Annotated in this window: 14 protein-coding genes and 1 other annotated feature; of the genes, 9 read left to right on the top strand and 5 right to left on the bottom strand. The window is 39.9% G+C overall.

Annotated features, from left to right (window positions below):
- Window positions 1-104 precede the first annotated feature (104 nt).
- The 7 genes from ACXAHI_RS05110 to ACXAHI_RS05080 all read left to right on the top strand — a co-directional run bounded on the left by ACXAHI_RS05110 (window position 105) and on the right by ACXAHI_RS05080 (window position 13,032).
- Complete coding sequence (locus ACXAHI_RS05110; protein ID WP_474846435.1) at window positions 105-1,721, top strand: M20/M25/M40 family metallo-hydrolase; 1,617 nt, start codon at window positions 105-107, stop codon at window positions 1,719-1,721.
- 85 nt (window positions 1,722-1,806) lie between these two features.
- Window positions 1,807-2,013 (top strand): heavy-metal-associated domain-containing protein, encoded by a 207-nt coding sequence (locus ACXAHI_RS05105; protein WP_474846433.1) that lies wholly within the window; start codon window positions 1,807-1,809, stop codon window positions 2,011-2,013.
- 197 nt (window positions 2,014-2,210) lie between these two features.
- A complete protein-coding gene (cls, locus tag ACXAHI_RS05100) occupies window positions 2,211-3,656 on the top strand; it encodes a cardiolipin synthase (protein WP_474846431.1) in 1,446 nt (481 codons plus the stop codon).
- Between the two features lie 158 nt (window positions 3,657-3,814).
- Window positions 3,815-5,848 carry a peptidoglycan D,D-transpeptidase FtsI family protein gene (locus tag ACXAHI_RS05095; RefSeq protein WP_474846429.1) on the top strand — a complete coding sequence of 678 codons (2,034 nt, stop codon included), beginning with the start codon at window positions 3,815-3,817 and terminating at the stop codon, window positions 5,846-5,848.
- Window positions 5,849-6,073: 225 nt separating this feature from the next.
- On the top strand, window positions 6,074-7,213 hold the full coding sequence (locus ACXAHI_RS05090) for a restriction endonuclease-related protein (protein ID WP_474846427.1): 1,140 nt from the start codon (window positions 6,074-6,076) through the stop codon (window positions 7,211-7,213).
- The gene (locus ACXAHI_RS05085) at window positions 7,210-10,596 is read left to right on the top strand and encodes a hypothetical protein (RefSeq protein WP_474846425.1); all 3,387 of its coding nucleotides are present in this window, start codon (window positions 7,210-7,212) and stop codon (window positions 10,594-10,596) included. The genes ACXAHI_RS05090 and ACXAHI_RS05085 overlap by 4 nt, the downstream gene beginning before the upstream one ends.
- Window positions 10,597-10,617: 21 nt before the next feature.
- Window positions 10,618-13,032 carry a hypothetical protein gene (locus ACXAHI_RS05080; RefSeq protein WP_474846423.1) on the top strand — a complete coding sequence of 805 codons (2,415 nt, stop codon included), beginning with the start codon at window positions 10,618-10,620 and terminating at the stop codon, window positions 13,030-13,032.
- Between the two features lie 320 nt (window positions 13,033-13,352).
- Here ACXAHI_RS05080 and ACXAHI_RS05075 read toward each other — a convergent pair whose 3' ends face one another.
- A complete protein-coding gene (locus tag ACXAHI_RS05075; RefSeq protein WP_474846421.1) occupies window positions 13,353-14,696 on the bottom strand; it encodes a sodium-dependent transporter in 1,344 nt (447 codons plus the stop codon).
- Window positions 14,697-14,758: 62 nt separating this feature from the next.
- Window positions 14,759-14,966 (bottom strand) — a binding site (T-box leader).
- Window positions 14,967-15,047: 81 nt separating this feature from the next.
- Entirely contained in the window at window positions 15,048-16,709 is a 1,662-nt protein-coding gene (locus tag ACXAHI_RS05070; RefSeq protein WP_474846419.1) for a BCCT family transporter, read from the bottom strand.
- A 146-nt stretch (window positions 16,710-16,855) separates the two neighbouring features.
- Here ACXAHI_RS05070 and ACXAHI_RS05065 point away from each other — a divergent pair, with 146 nt between their 5' ends.
- Window positions 16,856-17,182, top strand: coding sequence for an MGMT family protein (locus ACXAHI_RS05065; protein WP_474846417.1), 327 nt, complete (start codon window positions 16,856-16,858; stop codon window positions 17,180-17,182).
- A gap of 31 nt (window positions 17,183-17,213) precedes the next feature.
- Here the strand turns inward: ACXAHI_RS05065 and ACXAHI_RS05060 are convergent, their stop codons facing one another.
- Window positions 17,214-17,600, bottom strand: coding sequence for a DUF302 domain-containing protein (locus ACXAHI_RS05060; protein ID WP_474846415.1), 387 nt, complete (start codon window positions 17,598-17,600; stop codon window positions 17,214-17,216).
- Window positions 17,601-17,707: 107 nt separating this feature from the next.
- Window positions 17,708-18,016 (bottom strand): MerR family transcriptional regulator, encoded by a 309-nt coding sequence (locus ACXAHI_RS05055; protein ID WP_270179183.1) that lies wholly within the window; start codon window positions 18,014-18,016, stop codon window positions 17,708-17,710.
- A gap of 264 nt (window positions 18,017-18,280) precedes the next feature.
- Between ACXAHI_RS05055 and ACXAHI_RS05050 the strand changes: the two genes are divergently transcribed.
- Window positions 18,281-18,544: an HPr family phosphocarrier protein gene (locus ACXAHI_RS05050; RefSeq protein WP_474846413.1), complete on the top strand. Its 264-nt coding sequence runs from the start codon at window positions 18,281-18,283 to the stop codon at window positions 18,542-18,544.
- A 14-nt stretch (window positions 18,545-18,558) separates the two neighbouring features.
- On the opposite strand, the gene proC is transcribed toward ACXAHI_RS05050, so the two are convergent.
- Complete coding sequence (gene proC, locus ACXAHI_RS05045) at window positions 18,559-19,395, bottom strand: pyrroline-5-carboxylate reductase (RefSeq protein WP_474846411.1); 837 nt, start codon at window positions 19,393-19,395, stop codon at window positions 18,559-18,561.
- Window positions 19,396-19,679 lie beyond the last annotated feature (284 nt).

Raw genomic sequence — 19,679 nt, 5'->3', positions numbered from 1 at the left:
TTATATACAGTTTAAATGTTTTAAAAAGTCTTTCGATTCTCATATAACCTACCAAAAACGGGTTTCATTTGCAAAACGATAGAGTGATGAAGGAGGGCATTCTCATGGGAAAATGGCAAACAAAAGAGACGCTACTTTACTTGTTAACAAGACTAGTTGATCACCAAAGCGTCACAGGATCTTATCCTGAAATAGCACTTGCCGAATACATCCATCTGCAGCTACAGGACCTACCTTACTTCAAGAAAAATCCCGAGCAGCTTGCTCTTCACCCAACAAGTGATGGCCGTTTTTTTGTTACTGGTCTCGTAAAGAATGGAACATCGAGGAAAACTGTTATCTTGATCAGCCACTTTGATGTTGTCGACGTTGAAGATTATGGACAGTGGAAGAACCTTGCGTTCAGCCCGTATGATTTAACTGAAGAATTTTATAAAAATAGCGATAAGCTGCCACTTGATGTCCAACAAGATCTCAATCATGGAGAATGGTTGTTTGGACGTGGAGTGATGGATATGAAATCTGGTTTAGCTTTGCAGATGAGCATGTTAGAAAAAGCTAGTCTTGGAGAATTTGATGGCAATATTCTACTCTTGACTGTACCAGACGAAGAAGCGAATTCCATTGGAATGATCGAAGCTGTTCCTATCCTTGTCGAACTTGCAGAACAATATGATTTGAAGTATACAGCCTGCTTAAACTCAGAGCCAGTGTTCACTAAATATCCGGGCGACCAGAATATGTATATTTACTCTGGATCGATTGGAAAATTGCTTCCGGGATTCTTCTGTTTTGGTCAAGAAACGCATGTAGGTGAACCATTTTCTGGATTGAATGCTAATTATATGGCTGCAGAGGTTACAAGGGAACTTGAGTTAAATCAGGACTTTTGTGAAATTGTAGAAGGAGAAGTGACGCCGCCTCCTACAAATTTGATGCAGAAAGATCTGAAGGAAGAGTATTCTGTTCAGATTCCGCACGTAGGTGTGACGCTTTTTAATGTGCTTGGAATGGAAAGCAGTATCCAGGAGATAACTGATAAATTATTTAAGTCTGCGGAAAAAGCAGCTAAGCGAATCGAGTCCCACTATTTAGATCGAGCTCGTTCCTTCTCAAATCTTCAGTCCTTTCAACCTGAACCATTCCACGTCCGCGTCCTCTCCTACCATCTATTGCTTAGTAGAGCAGTAGAACTTTTCGGAGAGCCTGAAATTAAAAGACGACAAGACTATATCATGGCGAATTATAAAGATCTAGGTGACCGAGATTTATCAACGAGAATGGTGTTTGACCTTGCTTCTCTATGCAAGGAGGATGGGCCGATGATCATCCTATTTTACAATCCGCCGTTCTATCCTGCGGTCTCTTCGCGTAATGATACAATTATCCAAGAAACGATTAAAGAGGTCATCTCGTATAGCGCAAGCAAGCACAAGGTTGTATTGAAGCATCAGAACTATTTCCCGGGACTATCTGACCTTAGTTTCGTTGGTCTTGAAAGGACAAAAGAAACAATTAAACCATTGAGTGATAACATGCCTTTGTTTGGACAATCATATAACCTTCCATTGGAAGCACTCGAGCAATTAAAAGTTCCTGTCATGAATCTAGGACCTAAAGGAAAAGATGCACACAAATGGACTGAAAGGTTAGAATTAACATACTCATTTGAAACACTATTAGATATGCTTCCATTCACGATTAAACAATTGTTGCGGTAATGTCGCACAACTGTCTTATTAACAAACGTATGGGTATACTTTAATGAAAAGGGAGTATCGTTTAAATAAGAGAGGTGTGAAGAGGGTGACGGAAACAACAATTTTCATTAAGGGAATGACCGGTCATCAGTGTAAGTCTTCTATTCGAAGTGCACTACTCGACTTAACCGGCGTGGTTGCTGTTGAAGTTTATCTTGATGAAGGGAAAGGCGTCGTAGCATATGATGAAAAGGAAGTAAGCGTAAATGAGCTCACTTCTACCATCAAAAGGAGAGGGTATGAAGTGATCTAAAGCTCAAAATCGATAGTATCGATCGACCAGCTGATGTTTGGCTGGTTTTTTTTGAGACGTCGTCTATCTAAGCTGGATGGCTTCGGTTTAGTTATAAAAGTGGAATACGTCTTAAAATAAACAGGTAATTCATGTAAACTGTAAGATGATGTTTCCAACCGACTTTCGTTTAGTGGTTGTTCAAAGGAGATACCGTTATGAATATCATATCAATTTTACTTGGAATTCTATTTGTTCTTAACTTAGTGTTAGCAGCCGTCGTTATTTTTCTTGAGCGTAAAGATGCTGGTGCAACGTGGGCCTGGTTGATGGTATTACTTTTTATCCCTCTCCTTGGCTTTATCATGTACTTGATTTTTGGACAAAACTTAAGTAGGCGAAGGCTCTTTGATTGGGAGAACATTAAAAAAGTAGGCATCGAAGACCTTATCAAAGAACAGGTCAGTGAGATTAAAGAAGGCATCTACCCTTTTCGCCACGAAGAAATTGCGAGGCACAAGGACATAATCTACATGCACCTTGTTAACGATGATGCTGTGCTTACGCAAGATAACGATATACAAGTGTTTACGGATGGTGAAGAGAAGTTTGAAGCTGTCTTACATGATATTGAGAATGCAAAAGATCATATCCATTTTCAGTATTATATTTTTCGGAAAGATAATCTTGGAAGAAAAATTGCTCAAAAGCTAGCCGAAAAAGCACGACAAGGCGTTAAAGTTAGGGTTCTTTACGATGAGATGGGCTCAAGGAGAACGAGGAAACGTTTTTTCCGAGAGCTAATCGAGGCCGGAGGAGAAGTCGAAGTGTTCTTCCCTTCACGCATACCATATGTAAACCCACGTTTGAATTATCGCAATCATAGAAAGCTTGTTATTATAGATGGCCGTATCGGCTATGTAGGTGGGTTTAACGTTGGTGATGAATACCTTGGTCTTAACAAGAAGTTTGGCTATTGGAGAGATACTCATCTTCGTATGGAAGGAAGTGCAACTCATGCTATGCAGACGAGATTCCTTCTCGATTGGAACCACGCAGCGCGTAATAAAGTAGGATACGAAGCAAATTACTTTCCGGTTTTACCGACGATCGGAGACGCTGGCGTGCAGATCGTAAGCTGTGGTCCAGACTCAGAATGGGAGCAGATCAAGAACGGCTATATCAAATTAATCTCCTCAGCCAAAAGAACGGTTTACATTCAGACGCCGTACTTCATTCCTGATGCAAGTTTGCTCGATGCGCTTCGGATTGCGGCTCTAAGTGGAGTTGATGTCAGACTCATGATACCGAATAAGCCTGATCATATGTTTGTTTACTGGGCAACGTATTCATATGTTGGTGAGCTCTTAAAAGCAGGAGCAAGAATCTACATTTACCAAAACGGCTTTATCCATGCAAAGACCATTTCGGTCGATGGTGAAATATCATCCGTAGGTACAGCGAATATCGACGTAAGAAGCTTTAAGCTGAATTTTGAAGTGAACGCCTTTATTTATAATGAAGATATCGCCAAGCAGTTAGAAAAAACGTTCTTAGAAGATATGAGTAAAAGCGATGAATTGACAGCGGAAGGATATTACGATCGTTCAACGTGGATCAGGTTTAAAGAATCTATATCAAGGCTGCTTTCTCCAATTCTATAGTAAGCCTTATGAGAGGTACCATTCATGGTGCCTCTTTTTTTACATAAAAATTTGTTCATGAAAAATTAAAATTATTCAAACTCTGTTGAACAACATGACAAGCTGATGTGTTAAAATGATTGGGAAGATAAGGAAAATATAGAAGGGAGAGGCACGAATTGATAAAGAAAAACATAAAAAAAACACATGTGCCTTTTCGGTTAAATATACTTTTCCTCTGTGTTTTTCTTTTGTTTTCTGCTCTTGTGTTGCGGTTGGGTGTTATTCAAATCGTACAGGGTGAAGATTTTGAGCGACTGACGGAACAAACAGAGAACGTGACGGCGAAATCATCTGCGCCAAGAGGGAAGATGTTTGATCGTTATGGTAGAGTCCTTGTAGATAATGAACCTACGTTTACCCTTACATATATTCGTACTCAGAATACCAAATCGAACGAAAGGTTAGAGGTAGCGAGAAAGCTAGCGAACTTTATTGAAGTAGAAACGGACAACGTTACGGAACGAGACCTGAAAGACTACTGGATTTTAACGCAGCCTGACAAAGCGAAGGCAAAGCTTTCTGACAAGGAATGGGGCGAGCTCGAACCGAAAGACGCCTACCAGCTGCAAATCGATCGTATCGATGAGAAAGATTTGAAGGAAATAACCGAAGATCCAGAAGAAATGAAGGTTGCTGCCATCAAACGTGAGATGGACTCAGGCTATGCCCTGTCTTCTCAATCCATAAAAAAGGGTCTCACTCGAGATGAAATCGCAGTTGTAAGTGAAAACTTGGATATTCTTCCGGGGGTAGACATCCAAGCGGACGCAGAGCGCATTTATCCTTACGGCAACACTCTTGAAACAATGTTCGGAAACCTTGGTCAGATCCCTCAAGAAAATATCGATACCTATAAAATGAGAGGTTACGATCATAACGATCTTGTAGGGGTCAGTTACCTTGAAAAAGAATATGAGGAATTATTAAAAGGTCAAAAAGCAAAGAAAAAATATATCACCGACAAATCTGGTAAACCGATTGGCGAACCTGTCGTTACACCTGGTAAGCGAGGAAACGATCTTGTACTAACGGTGGATATCGATTTGCAGAAGGAGCTTGAATCGATTCTTGCAAACGAGCTACGAGGGGCGAGAGCGAGTGGCAATCCTAGCGCTGATCGCGCTTATGCCATAGCGATGGACCCGATGACAGGCGACATCTTAGCATTTGGTGGAACGAAATACGACTCGAGTGAAAATGACTATATCGAGTATTCCTATGGAACGCTTTCAGAAGCGTATGAAATGGGGTCTGCTGTCAAAGGGGCGTCTGTTTTAACGGGGTATGAGACTGGAGTTATCGGGCATGGAACAGTACTATATGATACACCAATTCAAATCCCTAAGACCCCAACAAAAGCTTCTTACACGAACATGGCATACGTTAACGATTTAACCGCACTCGAACGTTCTTCTAACGTATACATGTTCCGCATTGCGATGATGATCGCAGGATACGACTATCAGCCAAATACGAGTGGAATTCCATGGAATCCCAGTGCTTATGACACGGTCAGGTACAACTTTAATCAGTTTGGGCTTGGAAAGAAAACAGGGATCGATATGCCGATAGAAACGTCTGGAATCAACGGTGGATACAATGTTCTTGGTAAACTTATGGACTTGATGATTGGACAGTTCGATACGTATACGCCTTTGCAAATGGCTCAATACATTTCCACTATTGCCAATGGTGGACAGCGAATTCAGCCTCATTTCCTTAAAGAAGTTCATGAGCCATCAAACGTGAGTGGACTTTCAAACATTGTTGTTGAGCAGTTCGATACGAATGTGTTAAACACTATACAGATGAGTAACGGTGATATCGATAGAGTCCGGAATGGCTTATGGCGTGTAACGAATGGGAACAGAGGAACGGCAAGAAATGAATTTAGTGGTACAAGTTATTCACATGCGGGGAAAACTGGGACTGCACAGGTGAAGGATGATCGCTATAATCTCTCATTTGTTGGTTTTGCGCCATACGATAATCCTGAGATTGCGATCTCTGTCATCGTTCCGAACATGGACGATGATGGAAATCATGTGAATACACGTATCGGAAGACAACTTTTTGACGCATATTTTGATTTGAAAGATAAGCCTAAGCCTTCAGCCCCTGAAAGCAATGCTGATGAAGAGGAAGAGTGAATGATAACAACCCCTCACCAACGTGGAGAGGGGTTGTTAGGTGCACGTATACAAGATCACATAAGCATTTACATTAAAGGTCACGTCCTATTTCACGGGCGTGATTTATGTTTGGTTCTTTTTAAATACAATTCGTTCAAAAACAGGAAAGTTTTTTTTCGCGTTGTTTTTTGGTTTAGTCTTGATTAGTATGAGAGATAACCTTGCAACAAGGAGTGATAGCATTTGGAGAATGTCATAAAACTAGCATACATCGCTGATAAAATCGCTCAAAACCTCTCGTATCCGTTACAGCGCAAGGACGGAGTGAACGAATATGACGAAATCGTTCGTGAGCTTTTGCTAGATTACTATAAAGGAGGGAAAGAAAAAAACGATCGGAACGTTTTTGAACAACTTCCTACGAATCCTTTAAATATGGTGAGTTGGCTACAAGAAGACTTAAAAAACTTTCCTGAAAAACTAATTAGCAGAGAGACAATTGAGAAAATAAAAAGTTTGGAAGGTCAACCGTTCTTAAACAAAGACTCTACATTTAATTACGTCTATTATGACCTGATTGCCGAATACGCTGACAAAGGACGACTAGATACAGTCGCCCTAGACACAAAGCCAATGGAAGAGTTGCTGCACATTATTAGGAACGATCAGTATCCATTTGGACGCGAAGATGTACAAAAGGATTACGGAGTGCTTCGCACATTTCTTTCGAAAACGAAAAATGCCGCTATAACCGAAGAGGCATATGAAAAAGAACGGTTTACCAGTTACCTGAAAGATGAATTCGATCGGACATTTAAATCATTTTACGAGGACATCCCAGAAGGGGATTATAAGCATTGTTCATACTGCGGTTGGACCTTGATGAACGGAAGCTATTCTTGTCTACATAGACGGTGTTACAACAAGAACGCAGCTAGCGTTCAAAAAAACATATCAACTGAAAAAACAAAACGAATGAAGCGCGGTGTCGTGATATATGTGCTCATACCTGGTCTATTTGAAATGAAAATGAATCAAAAAATTAAAAAAGAAATTGGCGATACTGCTAAGCTCACGCTATTCCCAAACCTTGAGGAAGAAGGTGATCTTAAATTCGAACAGAATGGTGAAACGGTTTACATTGACTACAAAGACCATAAGTACACCGAGCGGTTATTGCGTTCAGCCGAGGACTTTGCCGAACGGAACCCTTACAAACAGAGAATGTTCGTGTACCCCAAATCCAATAGGTTAAGAGGGGAACAGGGGATACGCTTATTAAACGAGCGATTCAGCCAGCAAGGTAAATCGATTGAAGTCTTGTCAGATCAAGAGCTGATGAAGAGGGTACGACTCCGTTACGGAATGGAGGTGCTCGTATGAATCAAGAAGAATACATTGGTTACTTTATAAAATCTGCGAAGAACCATATGGAAAACGATGGGTGGGAAAATGAAACGCTCTTAGAGATTTTTAGGTTTGAACATTTGGTCTACCAAAGCGTAAATTTGTTGATGAAAGAAACGATCGATTTGGATGATATAAGAGCGATTTTATTTAACGATGATCACCTCATCGAGATCCCTAGTTATATCACATTTGAGGAACTGAGTAAGTTTAGAAGGTATTATGAAAAGTACTTTCACCAGTCTTCTCTTCGTAAGAGAGCAACAGACTATTATCGATTGAAGAGTGAAGCAGAAGCAGGTGTGAGACCTCAAAGTGAATATCCTTTCTTAATTAGAATGGAAAATGACTTTCGTGGTTTCAGGGTAAAGCAATCTATCCACTCAGAATTTGAGCAAGAAAGAGTAGAGTTGTTCGATTCTTTTTATACCCAATCTGAGCTCTATGAGCGAACGAGTAAGGACTTGGTATTCCCAGAATACGATGAAGACGTAAAACTGACATACAAAACAAGCAAAAATAAAGACATCGATTTGCACTTGGGTTCTAACAGAGGTCTAGCATTTACAACTACAGGACAACAGTTAGATGATGCAATTGCTGAAAAACAATTCCCGCTAAAGCCGGAAACAAAAACAGAAATTGAACCGATCGATGTAACGTCTGAGGAATTTAGGAGACTGTTAGAAGAAGCGGCTGAAATGATAGACGAGATTGTTCAAAACAAGGAGTTGCCGCCACATTTAGCCAGAGCTTTTAAGGAAGAACAAAGAAATTTAAACCTCATTCCAACAGATGAACTTGGAAAATTTTTAGACTTCAAGAAATCGTTCAGTATCCAGTCGTTTATGGGAAAAGGAAAATCGACCATAATGATGCTATTTTTACAATGGCTCGTGCGAAAGGAAAATAAGAAATGTTCAATTTTGACCCGGAATACAGGGGAAACGTTTGAGATCATTTTGAAGTTACGTGCGATGGGCATCAATGCTGTGCCTATAATCGGAAGAACAAACGAAAAAGAGCATTTTCGAAAGTTTTTAGAGAATCTTCAAAGAAGCAATGATTTCTATATCTATGAGGATTTTCGAACAATCGTCTTGGATTTATTGAGGTATACAGGTGGTCACTGTATTGCTCTCAGTGTTGCTGAACCAGATTCTCTAAGCATTAAAGAGCGGAAGCCTTGCATCCAAATGATGAGGACGCAAACTGACAAAAGAGTGTCTTGCCCGTTGGCATTAAAGTGTTCTGTTCATAATCGAGATTTTGATTTAGTGGACGCTGATGTGTGGGTTGGTACATCAAATGCAGCTACTTTGTCCGACCCGATTCCATTTGTAGATCCTTATGGAAGAACTTATCTCGAATTGATGGCAGTATTTCACGATGTAATATTCGCAGATGAATCGGATGCGATGTTGAATACATACGAAGAAATGCTGATCAGCGAAAGTGAGCTCGCCGAGGACTCGCTGGATTTATTCGAGAAAGTGGAATCTGGATACTTCAAACTCAAACAGAGAGAAGATTACCCTGCAGTGATGTACAAGGAAAAAGACATCGCCACTCTACGGAAGGGTGCTGAGAATGGCAGGAAAGCAGTAGAGCTGTTATTTCAACTGTTTCATATGAATACTGATTGGATCGAAAAGTATGATGCCCAAAGTATCCACTCTTTCACGTTCTTACGAAATGTGTATAAGAATGCGATGTTCAAAGAAATGAAAATCGTAGAGATTGAGGTAGTCGCAAAATATTTCAGGGATAGGATCGATAATGGTATTCAGCGCTCGAAAACAAAAGTGTTCCAGGATATTTTTAAGATTTTCGATGGTCTAGCCGAAGATGAAGCAGAAGAAAGAGACAAGCATCTTGTGCTAGATGACATCGTAAAAACGTTATTTGATGAATATTTAAGTGACCTGGCTAACGAAAAACAATTTACTTATGACGATATGATCACTGGTTTTGATTCAAATCGCCCCAACACACAGAGGAACACCAAATACGATTTTGCAGCATACTTCTTGTTTAAGATTTTGGAGCACTCGTACTACGAAGTCGTTTGGAAGCTTGAAGCGCTTGAGACTGAACATAAGGTGTATTTCGAAGACATTAAAAACAATCCTAGAAATCGTTTAAGGAAAGCTTACTCACCTTTCATATCACGTTCTTTGTTAATGAGTGACGTTCAATTTATTTATAGGAAGCCGAACGATTGGCGAAAGAAAAATGGCAATCTAACCGTTTTGGAAAGTGAGTCGATCGGCAGAGAACTGTTCAGTATGTTAAGTGATATCCCATTCTCATATGGAGTTCGTAATGCTGCTGTAGTGTATATGTCAGCAACGTCATATGCGCCCGGATCTCCACATTTTGGACTCGATGTTCCCAAACAATTCATTCTGGAAAACAAACGTGTCAAAAAAGCAAAGATAACACAAGAGAAGTTAAAACTAACAGGCCAACCGTTTGTTTCTGGGGAAAAAGATAGAATAGACGCACTCAAACGTCAACTCTATGAAATGAGAAGACACCTAGAAGAAGAACTACACCGCTTAGCTCCTGAAAAACGAAAAGTGATGTTAATTGTGAACTCATATGATCAAGCTTTTGAATCAGCAAAAACGTTGAAAACCCTTAATCAAAATATAAAAGTGAAGGCTCTGGCAAAAGTTGAATCTGATAATGACATCGATAGTGAGATGGAGATATCTTCTTTAAATTTGCATAAGCTGACCCCCGATACAGTGGATGTCTTTATCGTTCCACTCGAATCCATCAATAGAGGATACAACATCTTAAAGTCCGATGGAAAAGGCGGGAAAGAATCCTTGTTCAAGACCGTCTACTTTTTAATCAGACCATTAATGTTTTTGGAGTACGCAGAGATCGTAAAGATAATGAACGCTTCAAAGCCTGACCTCATCGACCAAGTTTTAAGAGGTGGTTTCACTGATGGTATGGCGCTTCGAAATTTGCAACTGTATTCAAAGAATTATATGAAAGAACTTATCGACTCAACGGATACGTGGACTTCAATAGCCAAACGTAATCCCCCTCTTGCTGAGGTTATCGCTTGGTATGTATTTATTAACCTCTTTCAAATGGTGGGCCGTGCGTTAAGAGGAAGCGAACCTTCTTGCAAAATCGTATATGTGGATTCGAAGTTTTATTCGAATCATGGTAAAACGACTGGTCAAGGGTTCGAGAAGTATTCAATGCTTGCATATATCGAATCGAACTTGAGCAAAGCGAAAGAAAAAGGTGGTCTTGTATTCGAAGAGCTGTATGAACCTTTTTATTCTTCCTTAAAAGAAATGGAAAACGACGACATCAAGATGCCAATACTCTAATAGAAAGCTGGGTAAGATGAAATGAAAAAGAACAGCCAGGTTATCCCTCATCGAGTGAAAGTAACGCCGGAATTCTATAAAGAAAAAATGATTACGACAGTTTATCTCGGACCTTCACTTGTAAGTCTGATAGAGCGATTTACAAAGGAAGATTACAACCTTCGATTTGAGATTAAATCGATTGATCATCGACTCCTAATGGTGTTCGAAGATTATTTGTTTAGTAATTTTAGAAAGGAGTCCTTGAGGGGTGAACAACCCATTCTCTTCTTCAAAGGTGAGATTAATAACTTCCACTCTGTCTTGCACACCATATACTCTCACATTATCCGTACAAAACTGGACGAAGCGTTTAGAGAGCAATTGGAAAGTGTCCATTCGGAAGAGGAATTAACTCAAATCCTCTGGATGGAAACTAATTCGCTTGAAGAATTGGTCAACCAAGGAGAACGCTTGGCTAAGCCTCTGTTAGAATCCACACTATTAAAAACGTTTGTCCAGCTAAAATACAAAAACGAGTGGACAAATATGCCGTTCGATAAAAGAAGGTTGGCTGCAGTTGATGGGTTTGAAGGTATTGAGTATGAAGAAATGTGGAACTTTCTCAATGAATTAACGTTCTCATACACGATTAACCAAGGAAAGGTAGAAGCGATTAGCCAGCACTATGAAAATGAGAAGCGAAAGAAGGATAAAAACCCAATTGCTAATGTTATGACGGCCAGTGCGAGTCAAGTTGAGGGCGAATGGTGCATCGACCTTAGTCCGCAGCTGAGGACATTTAAAACACAGGTGTATACGTCAAAAGGGAAAATTCCGAATAAAATTCAGAATCGTAGCCTTTTTATCAAATGGAAAAAGGATCATTGTAACTATTCAGTTGTTACACTAAAGGAAGAAAACAATGCTTACATCCCGAAACACGCGAGCACTGGGAACATCATTCAGTTAAAAAACAAAGACTTGTTAAAAAATTGGTCAAAAGCACCCAGAGATTATTTCGATGGTGAACCAGAGTTGAAATTGGTTCTACAAAAAGAAGAGCGATCATTTGCGAATGTTAAACCAGGTCTTAGTCTTCCTGATCGGTATATGATGGTTCAACTAGTTGCAGATTCTGTAACTGGTCTGGATTATATTCTTCATGAAATTAGTGAATGGACTGTTAAGAAAAAGACCACGTACAAAACGGATCAATGGCCACTATCTACTAAAGAGGAAGCCAAAACCCTCCGAATTGGTGTAATCAGTACAGAAGAGACCTTAAAGAACCATTTCTTCGACTGGATAGGCGCTGGAGAACGCCCAATTTACTATATAAATAGTAAAGGTGAAAAGAAAGAAAGAAAACCATTGTTCCCAAAAGGAGAAGGTACTAGAGTAGAACCAATCGGAGATAATGCGTTTGAATTTTTTAATGCTCAGGACCAAAAAACATTGAGATTAGAATTCGAATACGATGACCAGGCTCTCCATCTTACGGAAGAGATCGACGATAGGATGAAACGAATTGATGAAATCAACACATATCTATCAAACAAGGATTGGGAAGCTGCAATTTTACAAATTGGCGACCTGAGGGACAAAGGGGATAAGGATCCTAAGGTGTTACTTCGTGAAATTTTTTATGCAAATAACGTGGCAACACAATTTTTCCACCCCGAAGGGAAGCATTCGGAAAAGATTGATATAGAACCTTTAGAGAGTCGCGCCCCAAGCATCCTAAGAGATGTATTTACACGTATGGGGATGGTAAACAACATCTATTTTAATTTACTACCTGAAATGGAAAAGGATCGCTCCGTTTATGTCAGCATTGAACGAGCTGTAAAAGTAAAGAACGAAGAACAAAAATATTATATTTTCGTAAGTCAATTTAAGGAGGGCGAATTTAAATATTCATCTTCAGGATTTGAAGGGTTCTTTTCGATACGCGAGTTGTTTAAACAAGAAAAAAGAATGACTCCGTTTACCATCAACCAAACAAGAATGTTTATACAATACCTCCACAATCAGATCGAAGAAGGTCATTATCTGACATTGCCTAGAGATTATAAATGGCTAACTGAATTAGAAGGTGAAAAAGTAGTTTACTACCGGTCATCTAAAGAGTCTGGGTTCACTTATGTTCAAGACGGAAATCCTTCTAAAGGGTTGGTAGCATACCAACATAAGAATAAACTCTTTTATCAATACCCGTCACCCAACACAGTGCAAAATACCGTCAAAGAAGCTTCAAAAAGAAAGATAAACCAACTATTTTCTAATCGAATACCGATTAGTTACAAGTTTAACGGCGAGCCTAATAAAGAGTACGGTGACTATCTCTATCGATTAGCTTTTGCGATTCCGACTTATAACAGGAATGACGAAGCTACTACGTATCCGTTGCCGATCCACACCCATAAATACTTGCGAGAGTTGGTGAAAAATTAGCAAGATAACTGGGTAATATGCAAGAGCAACTCGACTGAATAACTGGAAGGTAATTATAGACAAATTAATTATTGATAAGTTACTAACTCGTAAGAATACATTAAAGAAATCTCATTTTTTAAAATGTTCAGTTAGTTTATATAATTTTATCGGATCTATAACTATAATTAAACACTAAAAGCAAAAAGCTTGGAACGGCACTCTGCCTCCAAGCTCTATTTACTGTGATTTAGCGTCTGAATTCAATTGTGAGTTCCTATTTGATTTCATATTTTGCACCTTTGAAGTAAACCAGTTACAACGTGGTGAGTGTTTGTTTATTATATAAGTCCTAATGCATCAAGCATAACGGCGAGGATTAAGAGTGGCGCACCGAAGCGGATAAGATAATACCACGTTTCGAACAGTCCTTTTTTAAGTCCTCCTCCACGTTTAAGCTCCTCATATAAATCCGTCTTTTTCATTTTTAGCGGGACGAAAATTGCAATCAATAGTGAGCCGAGAGGGAGTAAGATGTTGCTGACTGTATAATCAGCAAGGTCAAAAATGGTTTTTTCGAATAGCGTTACATCTCCTAGAACACCGTATGAGAGGGCGGAAGGAACTCCTACAACAAAAATCGCAAGACCGATGATCCACGCCCATTTTTTACGCTTTACTAAATCTCCTTTTGAAATAACTGATACGATAATTTCAAGCATTGAAAATGCAGAAGTGAGTGCTGCAAATAAGAAAAGTACTAAAAACGCAATGAAAAACAGCATGCCGAACGGAAGTTGACTGAAAACTGTTGGTAATACATTGAACAACAGTACAGGTCCAGCACCTGGTTCAAGTCCGAAAGAAAAGACTGCTGGGAAAATCGCTAGCCCGGCTAGTAGTACGATAAGAATATTCAAAGACACGATCGATATCGCTGAACGTGGTAAACTTTGAGTTTTTGGTAAATAAGAACTGTACGTCACCATAACTGAGACGCCGACGCTCAGTGTAAAGAACGATTGTCCCATTGCTTCTAATATTGTTTGAGACGTTACTTTCGTGAAGTCAGGCTGTAGTAGAAACTGTATGCCTTCCATTGCTCCATCGAGTGTGACAGCTCTTAATACTAAAATAATAAAAAGAATGAAAAGTGCTGGCATCATGATTTTGCTTGCCTTTTCAATCCCTTTCTCGACTCCTCTTGAAACGACGAATATTGTCATCAAAATAAAGAGGAGCTGGACACCCACACTGATAAGTGGATTAGCGATCGTCGATCCAAAAACCTGCATGTATTCATCTGAGGACAGTCCATACATTTGTCCGGTTATTGCTTTATAGAGATATACGATGATCCACCCGCCAACAACGCTATAGAAAGAAAGCAAAATAAACGAAGTTACCATACCTAAAATTCCGACGCGATACCATTTCGACTGAGGGGCGATCGTCTTGTAGGAATCTACCGCATTGCTTTGAGCGGTTCGACCAATCGAGAACTCAGCGAGAAGAAGAGGTAGTCCTAGTATTAAAGTAAATAAAATAAAGATGAGGAAAAATGCGCCTCCTCCGTTTTGTCCAGCTGTATAAGGGAATTTCCAAATTGCGCCGAGGCCGATAGCAGATCCTGCAGCAGCTAAAATAAAGCCCAGTCTTGATGACCATTGTTCTTTCTGACTCATACTTTTCTCCTTTCATTCATGGGTGAAGACTCGTTGCAATAAAAAATCGCCCCTACGGAATCCGTAGGGACGATTGAATATCGCGGTACCACCCTGGTTGTGAGAATAATCTCACCACTTAGTATGTTTAACGATCTTCACCGTCTCTTGCCGAAGCAAAAGAAGCTCCAGAAATGAAATTCACCGTTCCTTTATGCACCGATTCGCAGCGACCATCGGCTCTCTTTTCCAGGGAAAGGGAGGCTACTAAGTTTCCTTCAAAGCAATTTCATGTGTAGTTGGTTATACAATTTTTATCATGAACAAGATGGAGTGTCAATCATGTTTTTTCTTAAATCTCTTTTATTGCGCTTAATCTTGTTTATCCTCATTGTGATCTTCTTCCTCGAAATGAGCGTCCACAGGTCCTTTTTGCTTCCGGTCTTTCTTTTTTCTTCTTAGCGTTTGTAATATTTTTTTGTAATTTAATGAATACACTTTTGGCTCATAATGCTCAGAAGCTCTAATATCTTGTGAAGATGCTCTCATAAATGACCAGCCGAGCATAATCATGATAAAGAGTAGTGGAAACCCTCCAACGATACTTGCGGTTTGAAGTGTACCTAATCCACCTATGAACATCAACGTGAGTGGCATTAAACATAATGCGAATGCCCAGAATAGTCTGTTCCAACGTATCGGCTCATCTTCCACTTCTTTTTGTACCACCGAAGCGAGAATATATGAACTCGAATCAAATGTTGTCGCAAGAAAGATAATCGCTAGCACTGTAAATACAAAGATCATCAGCCACGGTAATGGGAGCTGTCCAATCGTCTCAAGGATTGCTCTTGGTGCACCTTGATCGTTCAATACGCTGATTACATCGAATTTACCTGTAAGTTGCATGTGAAGCCCGTAGTTTCCAAGGATACCGAAGAACAACAAGCTTCCGAAAGTTCCGTATGAAATCGTACCAAGAATCATCTGTTTAATTGAACGTCCTCTAGAGATCTTTGCTACGAAAAGCCCAACAAACGGAGCGTAAACGAGCCACCATGCCCAGTAAAATACTGTCCAACTTTCAGGGAAACCTGTCTTTTCATATGGACCGAGAGTATTATATGGCTCTGTCCACGTGCTCATATGAAAGAAGTTGTCCATCAAGAGACCGATACTATTCGTTGTTGTCTCAACAAGGAATCGAGTTGGTCCGAAGATCAATACGAATAAAAGTAGGAATATGGCCAAAACAAGGTTCAAGTCAGAAAGAACTTTTATTCCTTTTCTTAGGCCAGAATAAGCGCTTACCGCAAATATTAATGTTACTAGAACGAGAATCATTGTTTTTAAAACCATATTTACAGGCAGCCCTGTCAACATGTTGATCCCTTCAGCAATCATTGGAGTCCCGAGAGCAAGAGTAGTTCCTGCACCACCTAGTAATCCAAACATGAATAATACATCGATGATCGTACCTAAAGGTCCATCAGCAAGATTTCCGATTAAAGGTCTCGTCGCCTCGCTTATTTTAAGGACAGGCTTTTTTCTAACGTAATAGAAATACGCGATGGGTAGAGCTGGTAATGTATAGATCGCCCAAGCGATCGGTCCCCAGTGAAAGATACCGTATGTACTTGCCCACAGTATGGCATCTTTCGTACCTGGTTCGAGCCCAAAAGGTGGACCTTGAAAGTAATAAGCCCATTCAATCGTAGCCCAGTAAAGAATACTAGATCCTATACCTGCACAAAAAAGCATCCCCGCCCATGAAAAATTATTAAATTCTGGGCGTTCATCTTCGTCTCCGAGTCGTACTCGGCCATTCTCACTAAATGCCACATATATCAAGAATAAAAATATTCCGAGTCCAACAAGTAGATAGAGGACACCAAACCTTGTCGTCATAAAGGTATTTGCTTTATCAACGACCACTTTACCAGCTTCAGGAAAAAGAACGAGTGGAACAGTTACTAGTAGCAACAAGAATAGTGCTCCGAAAAACGTAGGCCAATCAATTAACCGTTTGTTCATCAACTTTAACTCCTTTACGAGAACTTGTGCCGTTTTAGTTTTAGTTAACTTGTGCATTTTATTCGCAAGTGAGTGGGAGACGGGTGAATCGTAAAGAAATTTGTTAAGATGGAGATGAAATCGTTAGCTTAAAGTGAGGGAGTTTAGTGGAGAGGTTTACTGAGAAAGCAGTTCACATTATAAAAGCAATTCCTCGAGGGCGTGTGATGACATACGGACAAATCGCCAGAATAGCGGGGAGTCCAAGAGGTGCTAGACAAGTCGTTCGAATCCTGCATTCTATGAGTAAGAAACATGGGTTACCATGGCATCGAGTAATCAATGCAAAAGGGGAAATCGGTTTACGTGAAGAAGAAGGCGTGTTTATTCAACGAGTAGCTTTAGAAGGTGAAGGCGTAACGTTTTCGGAGAATAATAAGGTGAGCTTGAATAAATACCAGTATCACCCAGATGAAGAAGCGCATGGAAAATGACTCCCTACCAAGGGAGTCATTTCTTTATTCGCTATCTACTGTTTTCGATACAAGAGATCAATCGGTCTTCAATGTCTAGACCGATGCCTTTAAGTCGATCATCTTCAGTTAGATCTAGCAAGGTGGTTGGCTTCGGCATGCCGATCTTTGTTAAGCCATTATCTTCATAAACGACGATTTTACATGGAAGAAAATACCCGACGATTTTGTTTTCTTTCAGAACACGATCAGCTTCCTTTGGGTTACATACCTCCAATACGCGAAAAGGTGTATTGAATTCCATCCCTTTTTCCTGAAGCTTTGAAGTTAAATCAAAGTCCCAAAGCACTCCGAAACTTTCTTCTTGTAATGAAGCACTTAAATCCTCCACTGCTTTATCAATCGTCTTCGTCGTGTCAATTGTGTAATGAAAACTCACGATGAAATCTCCCTTCTTGTACGTTTTGCATCTACTCGTTCTATACCCTGTAACGTATAGATTAAACGGACAATGTAAAAAGAGATGGCACGACTACTCAATTGAACCTATTTTGACATCTTAAACGCAGCGTTAAGCTGTCCGCGAATCATCTCATCTCTAATCTTACCTTTATCTTTTTGCTTATCTTTTTTGTACATTTTCTTTATTTCGAACGTTTGCATGCCATCTTCAATTTGGTTTGCAATGTCCATGAGTTTTTCTACATCGTTAAATGAAAATTTTCTCGTGCCTCCGCCTGATCGTTCAGGAAGAATTAATCCTCTTTCTTCGTAATACCGGATTTTGCGGAGTGATAAACCTGTTAATTCACTGACTGATCCGATCGGAAGAACTTTTTTCTCTTTATAAGACATTATGATTCACTCCCACGCTCTCATTCATATTGTTGTAATGGTTTCATATACTATAAAATTCATCTATCAAACTAATAATCTTCTATTTAGTATAGCATATACGCCAACAATTCGTTAGAAGGGTGTTAGAATATCTAACACAGTGTATGAGTGAGTTTGAAAGAGTGTGTCAGAAAAGGTGTCATGTCCCTTGAGAAACCGTCACAAAGGTGGGAGAATAAGAAGGTGCAAACGGTTGTACGGATTTTACTAGGAGGTGGCTAATTGAAGTCTCAACATACCTTTCTATTAACTGAAAAGATAACTACAGCCTTTTTGATGCATGTGGTAAAGACTGCGAACCTTTTTTCAAGCTACATCGTTGTTGAAATCTCTAATACCACTTTAAATGTAAAGAGCTTATTGAGCATGAGTGCTTTGAATGGATACAGGGGATCATTAGTTGTTATCGCTGTCGGTACAGATAGTAAAGAGGCATTAGAGACGTTAAGTAATTATTTCTTAGAACTTCAAAAAAGAACGATTTAACATTGCAGTCTTGCTTACACTCTTTTTTCTTTAATGAGTGAGTGACCCAGTTCTTCTGAACGCTTTCTAGCACCTGTGATGCTTTCCAGTACGGCTTCGTCGAACTTATAGTTTCTTAAAATCGACAGACCGGCGTGAGTAGTTCCTCCAGGACTGGTTACTTTCTCCCTAAGAAGGGAAGGAGATTGCTTCGTTTGGCTCAACATCATTGCAGCGCCTGTCATCGTTTGGATAATTAAGTCACGAGCCGTTTCTTTATCTAATCCATTCAGGTTTGCTGCTCGCTCCATACATTCGACCATATAGTAAAAATATGCAGGGCCGCTTCCGGATAAACCTGTCACCGTGTCTAGTTGATCTTCTGACACATGAACGATGGTGCCGATTGTTTCGAATAGACTAGCAGCAAAATTCTCCTGTTCAGTGTTGCTATACCTTCCAGAAGAAATAGCTGTAGCAGATAGGCCGATTGCTGCAGATGTATTTGGCATCGCTCTGATTACTGGTATGTTCGGTCCAATGCACGCTTCAATAAAGGTTGTTGTAACCCCAGCTATAACAGATATGATAAGGTGATTTTCCGTAACATAAGGCTTTAAGCTCATAAGTGCATTCTCGGCATCTTTTGGTTTCATAGCCAGAATGATAACGTCCGACTTTGTTGCGATTTTTTCATAGTCCTGCGTCGTCTCAACGTTATATTTGACTTGTAAATCTTCAAGTCTTTTGATATCGATGCGGTTTAGCAGAATGATTTGCTCTGAAGAAATAAATGTTTTTGCAATCATACCTTCGATCATCGATTCAGCCATTGATCCGGCTCCGAGAAAACCTATGTGCAGCGAGTTCATGATACCCTTTCCTCTCCTTTCAATCTAAAACGCCCACTCATCCTATAATTAAAGGACGAATGGGCGTAATCCGTGGTACCACCTTCATTTGATATCTAAGATATCCTCAAAATCCCTATAACGTAGGGGACGGCCGTGTTTCCACAGCTAGCTCATGGGTAGGTTCAAAGTTTGCAGGTAGTAAGGAATCTTTCAGCCTCTGAATTCCTCTCTCTGAACGATGCTTTTACTTCTACTATTCCCGTTCGTAGCTAAAGGTCGTTTAGTTTTACATAGTATGCTAC

Source organism: Anaerobacillus sp. ABD4_527, assembly GCF_056160805.1.
The sequence above is the reverse complement of the archived record's forward strand: the minus strand, read 5'-3'. Positions and strand labels throughout refer to the sequence as shown.

What these genes read in the sequence shown, in the direction of transcription:
- ACXAHI_RS05110 (WP_474846435.1), top strand. Translation starts at nt 105, where the DNA reads ATGGGAAAATGGCAAACAAAAGAGACGCTACTTTACTTGTTAACAAGA.
- cls (WP_474846431.1), top strand. Translation starts at nt 2,211, where the DNA reads ATGAATATCATATCAATTTTACTTGGAATTCTATTTGTTCTTAACTTA.
- ACXAHI_RS05085 (WP_474846425.1), top strand. Translation starts at nt 7,210, where the DNA reads ATGAATCAAGAAGAATACATTGGTTACTTTATAAAATCTGCGAAGAAC.
- ACXAHI_RS05080 (WP_474846423.1), top strand. Translation starts at nt 10,618, where the DNA reads ATGAAAAAGAACAGCCAGGTTATCCCTCATCGAGTGAAAGTAACGCCG.
- ACXAHI_RS05075 (WP_474846421.1), bottom strand. Translation starts at nt 14,696, where the DNA reads ATGAGTCAGAAAGAACAATGGTCATCAAGACTGGGCTTTATTTTAGCT.
- ACXAHI_RS05070 (WP_474846419.1), bottom strand. Translation starts at nt 16,709, where the DNA reads ATGAACAAACGGTTAATTGATTGGCCTACGTTTTTCGGAGCACTATTC.
- ACXAHI_RS05055 (WP_270179183.1), bottom strand. Translation starts at nt 18,016, where the DNA reads ATGTCTTATAAAGAGAAAAAAGTTCTTCCGATCGGATCAGTCAGTGAA.
- proC (WP_474846411.1), bottom strand. Translation starts at nt 19,395, where the DNA reads ATGAACTCGCTGCACATAGGTTTTCTCGGAGCCGGATCAATGGCTGAA.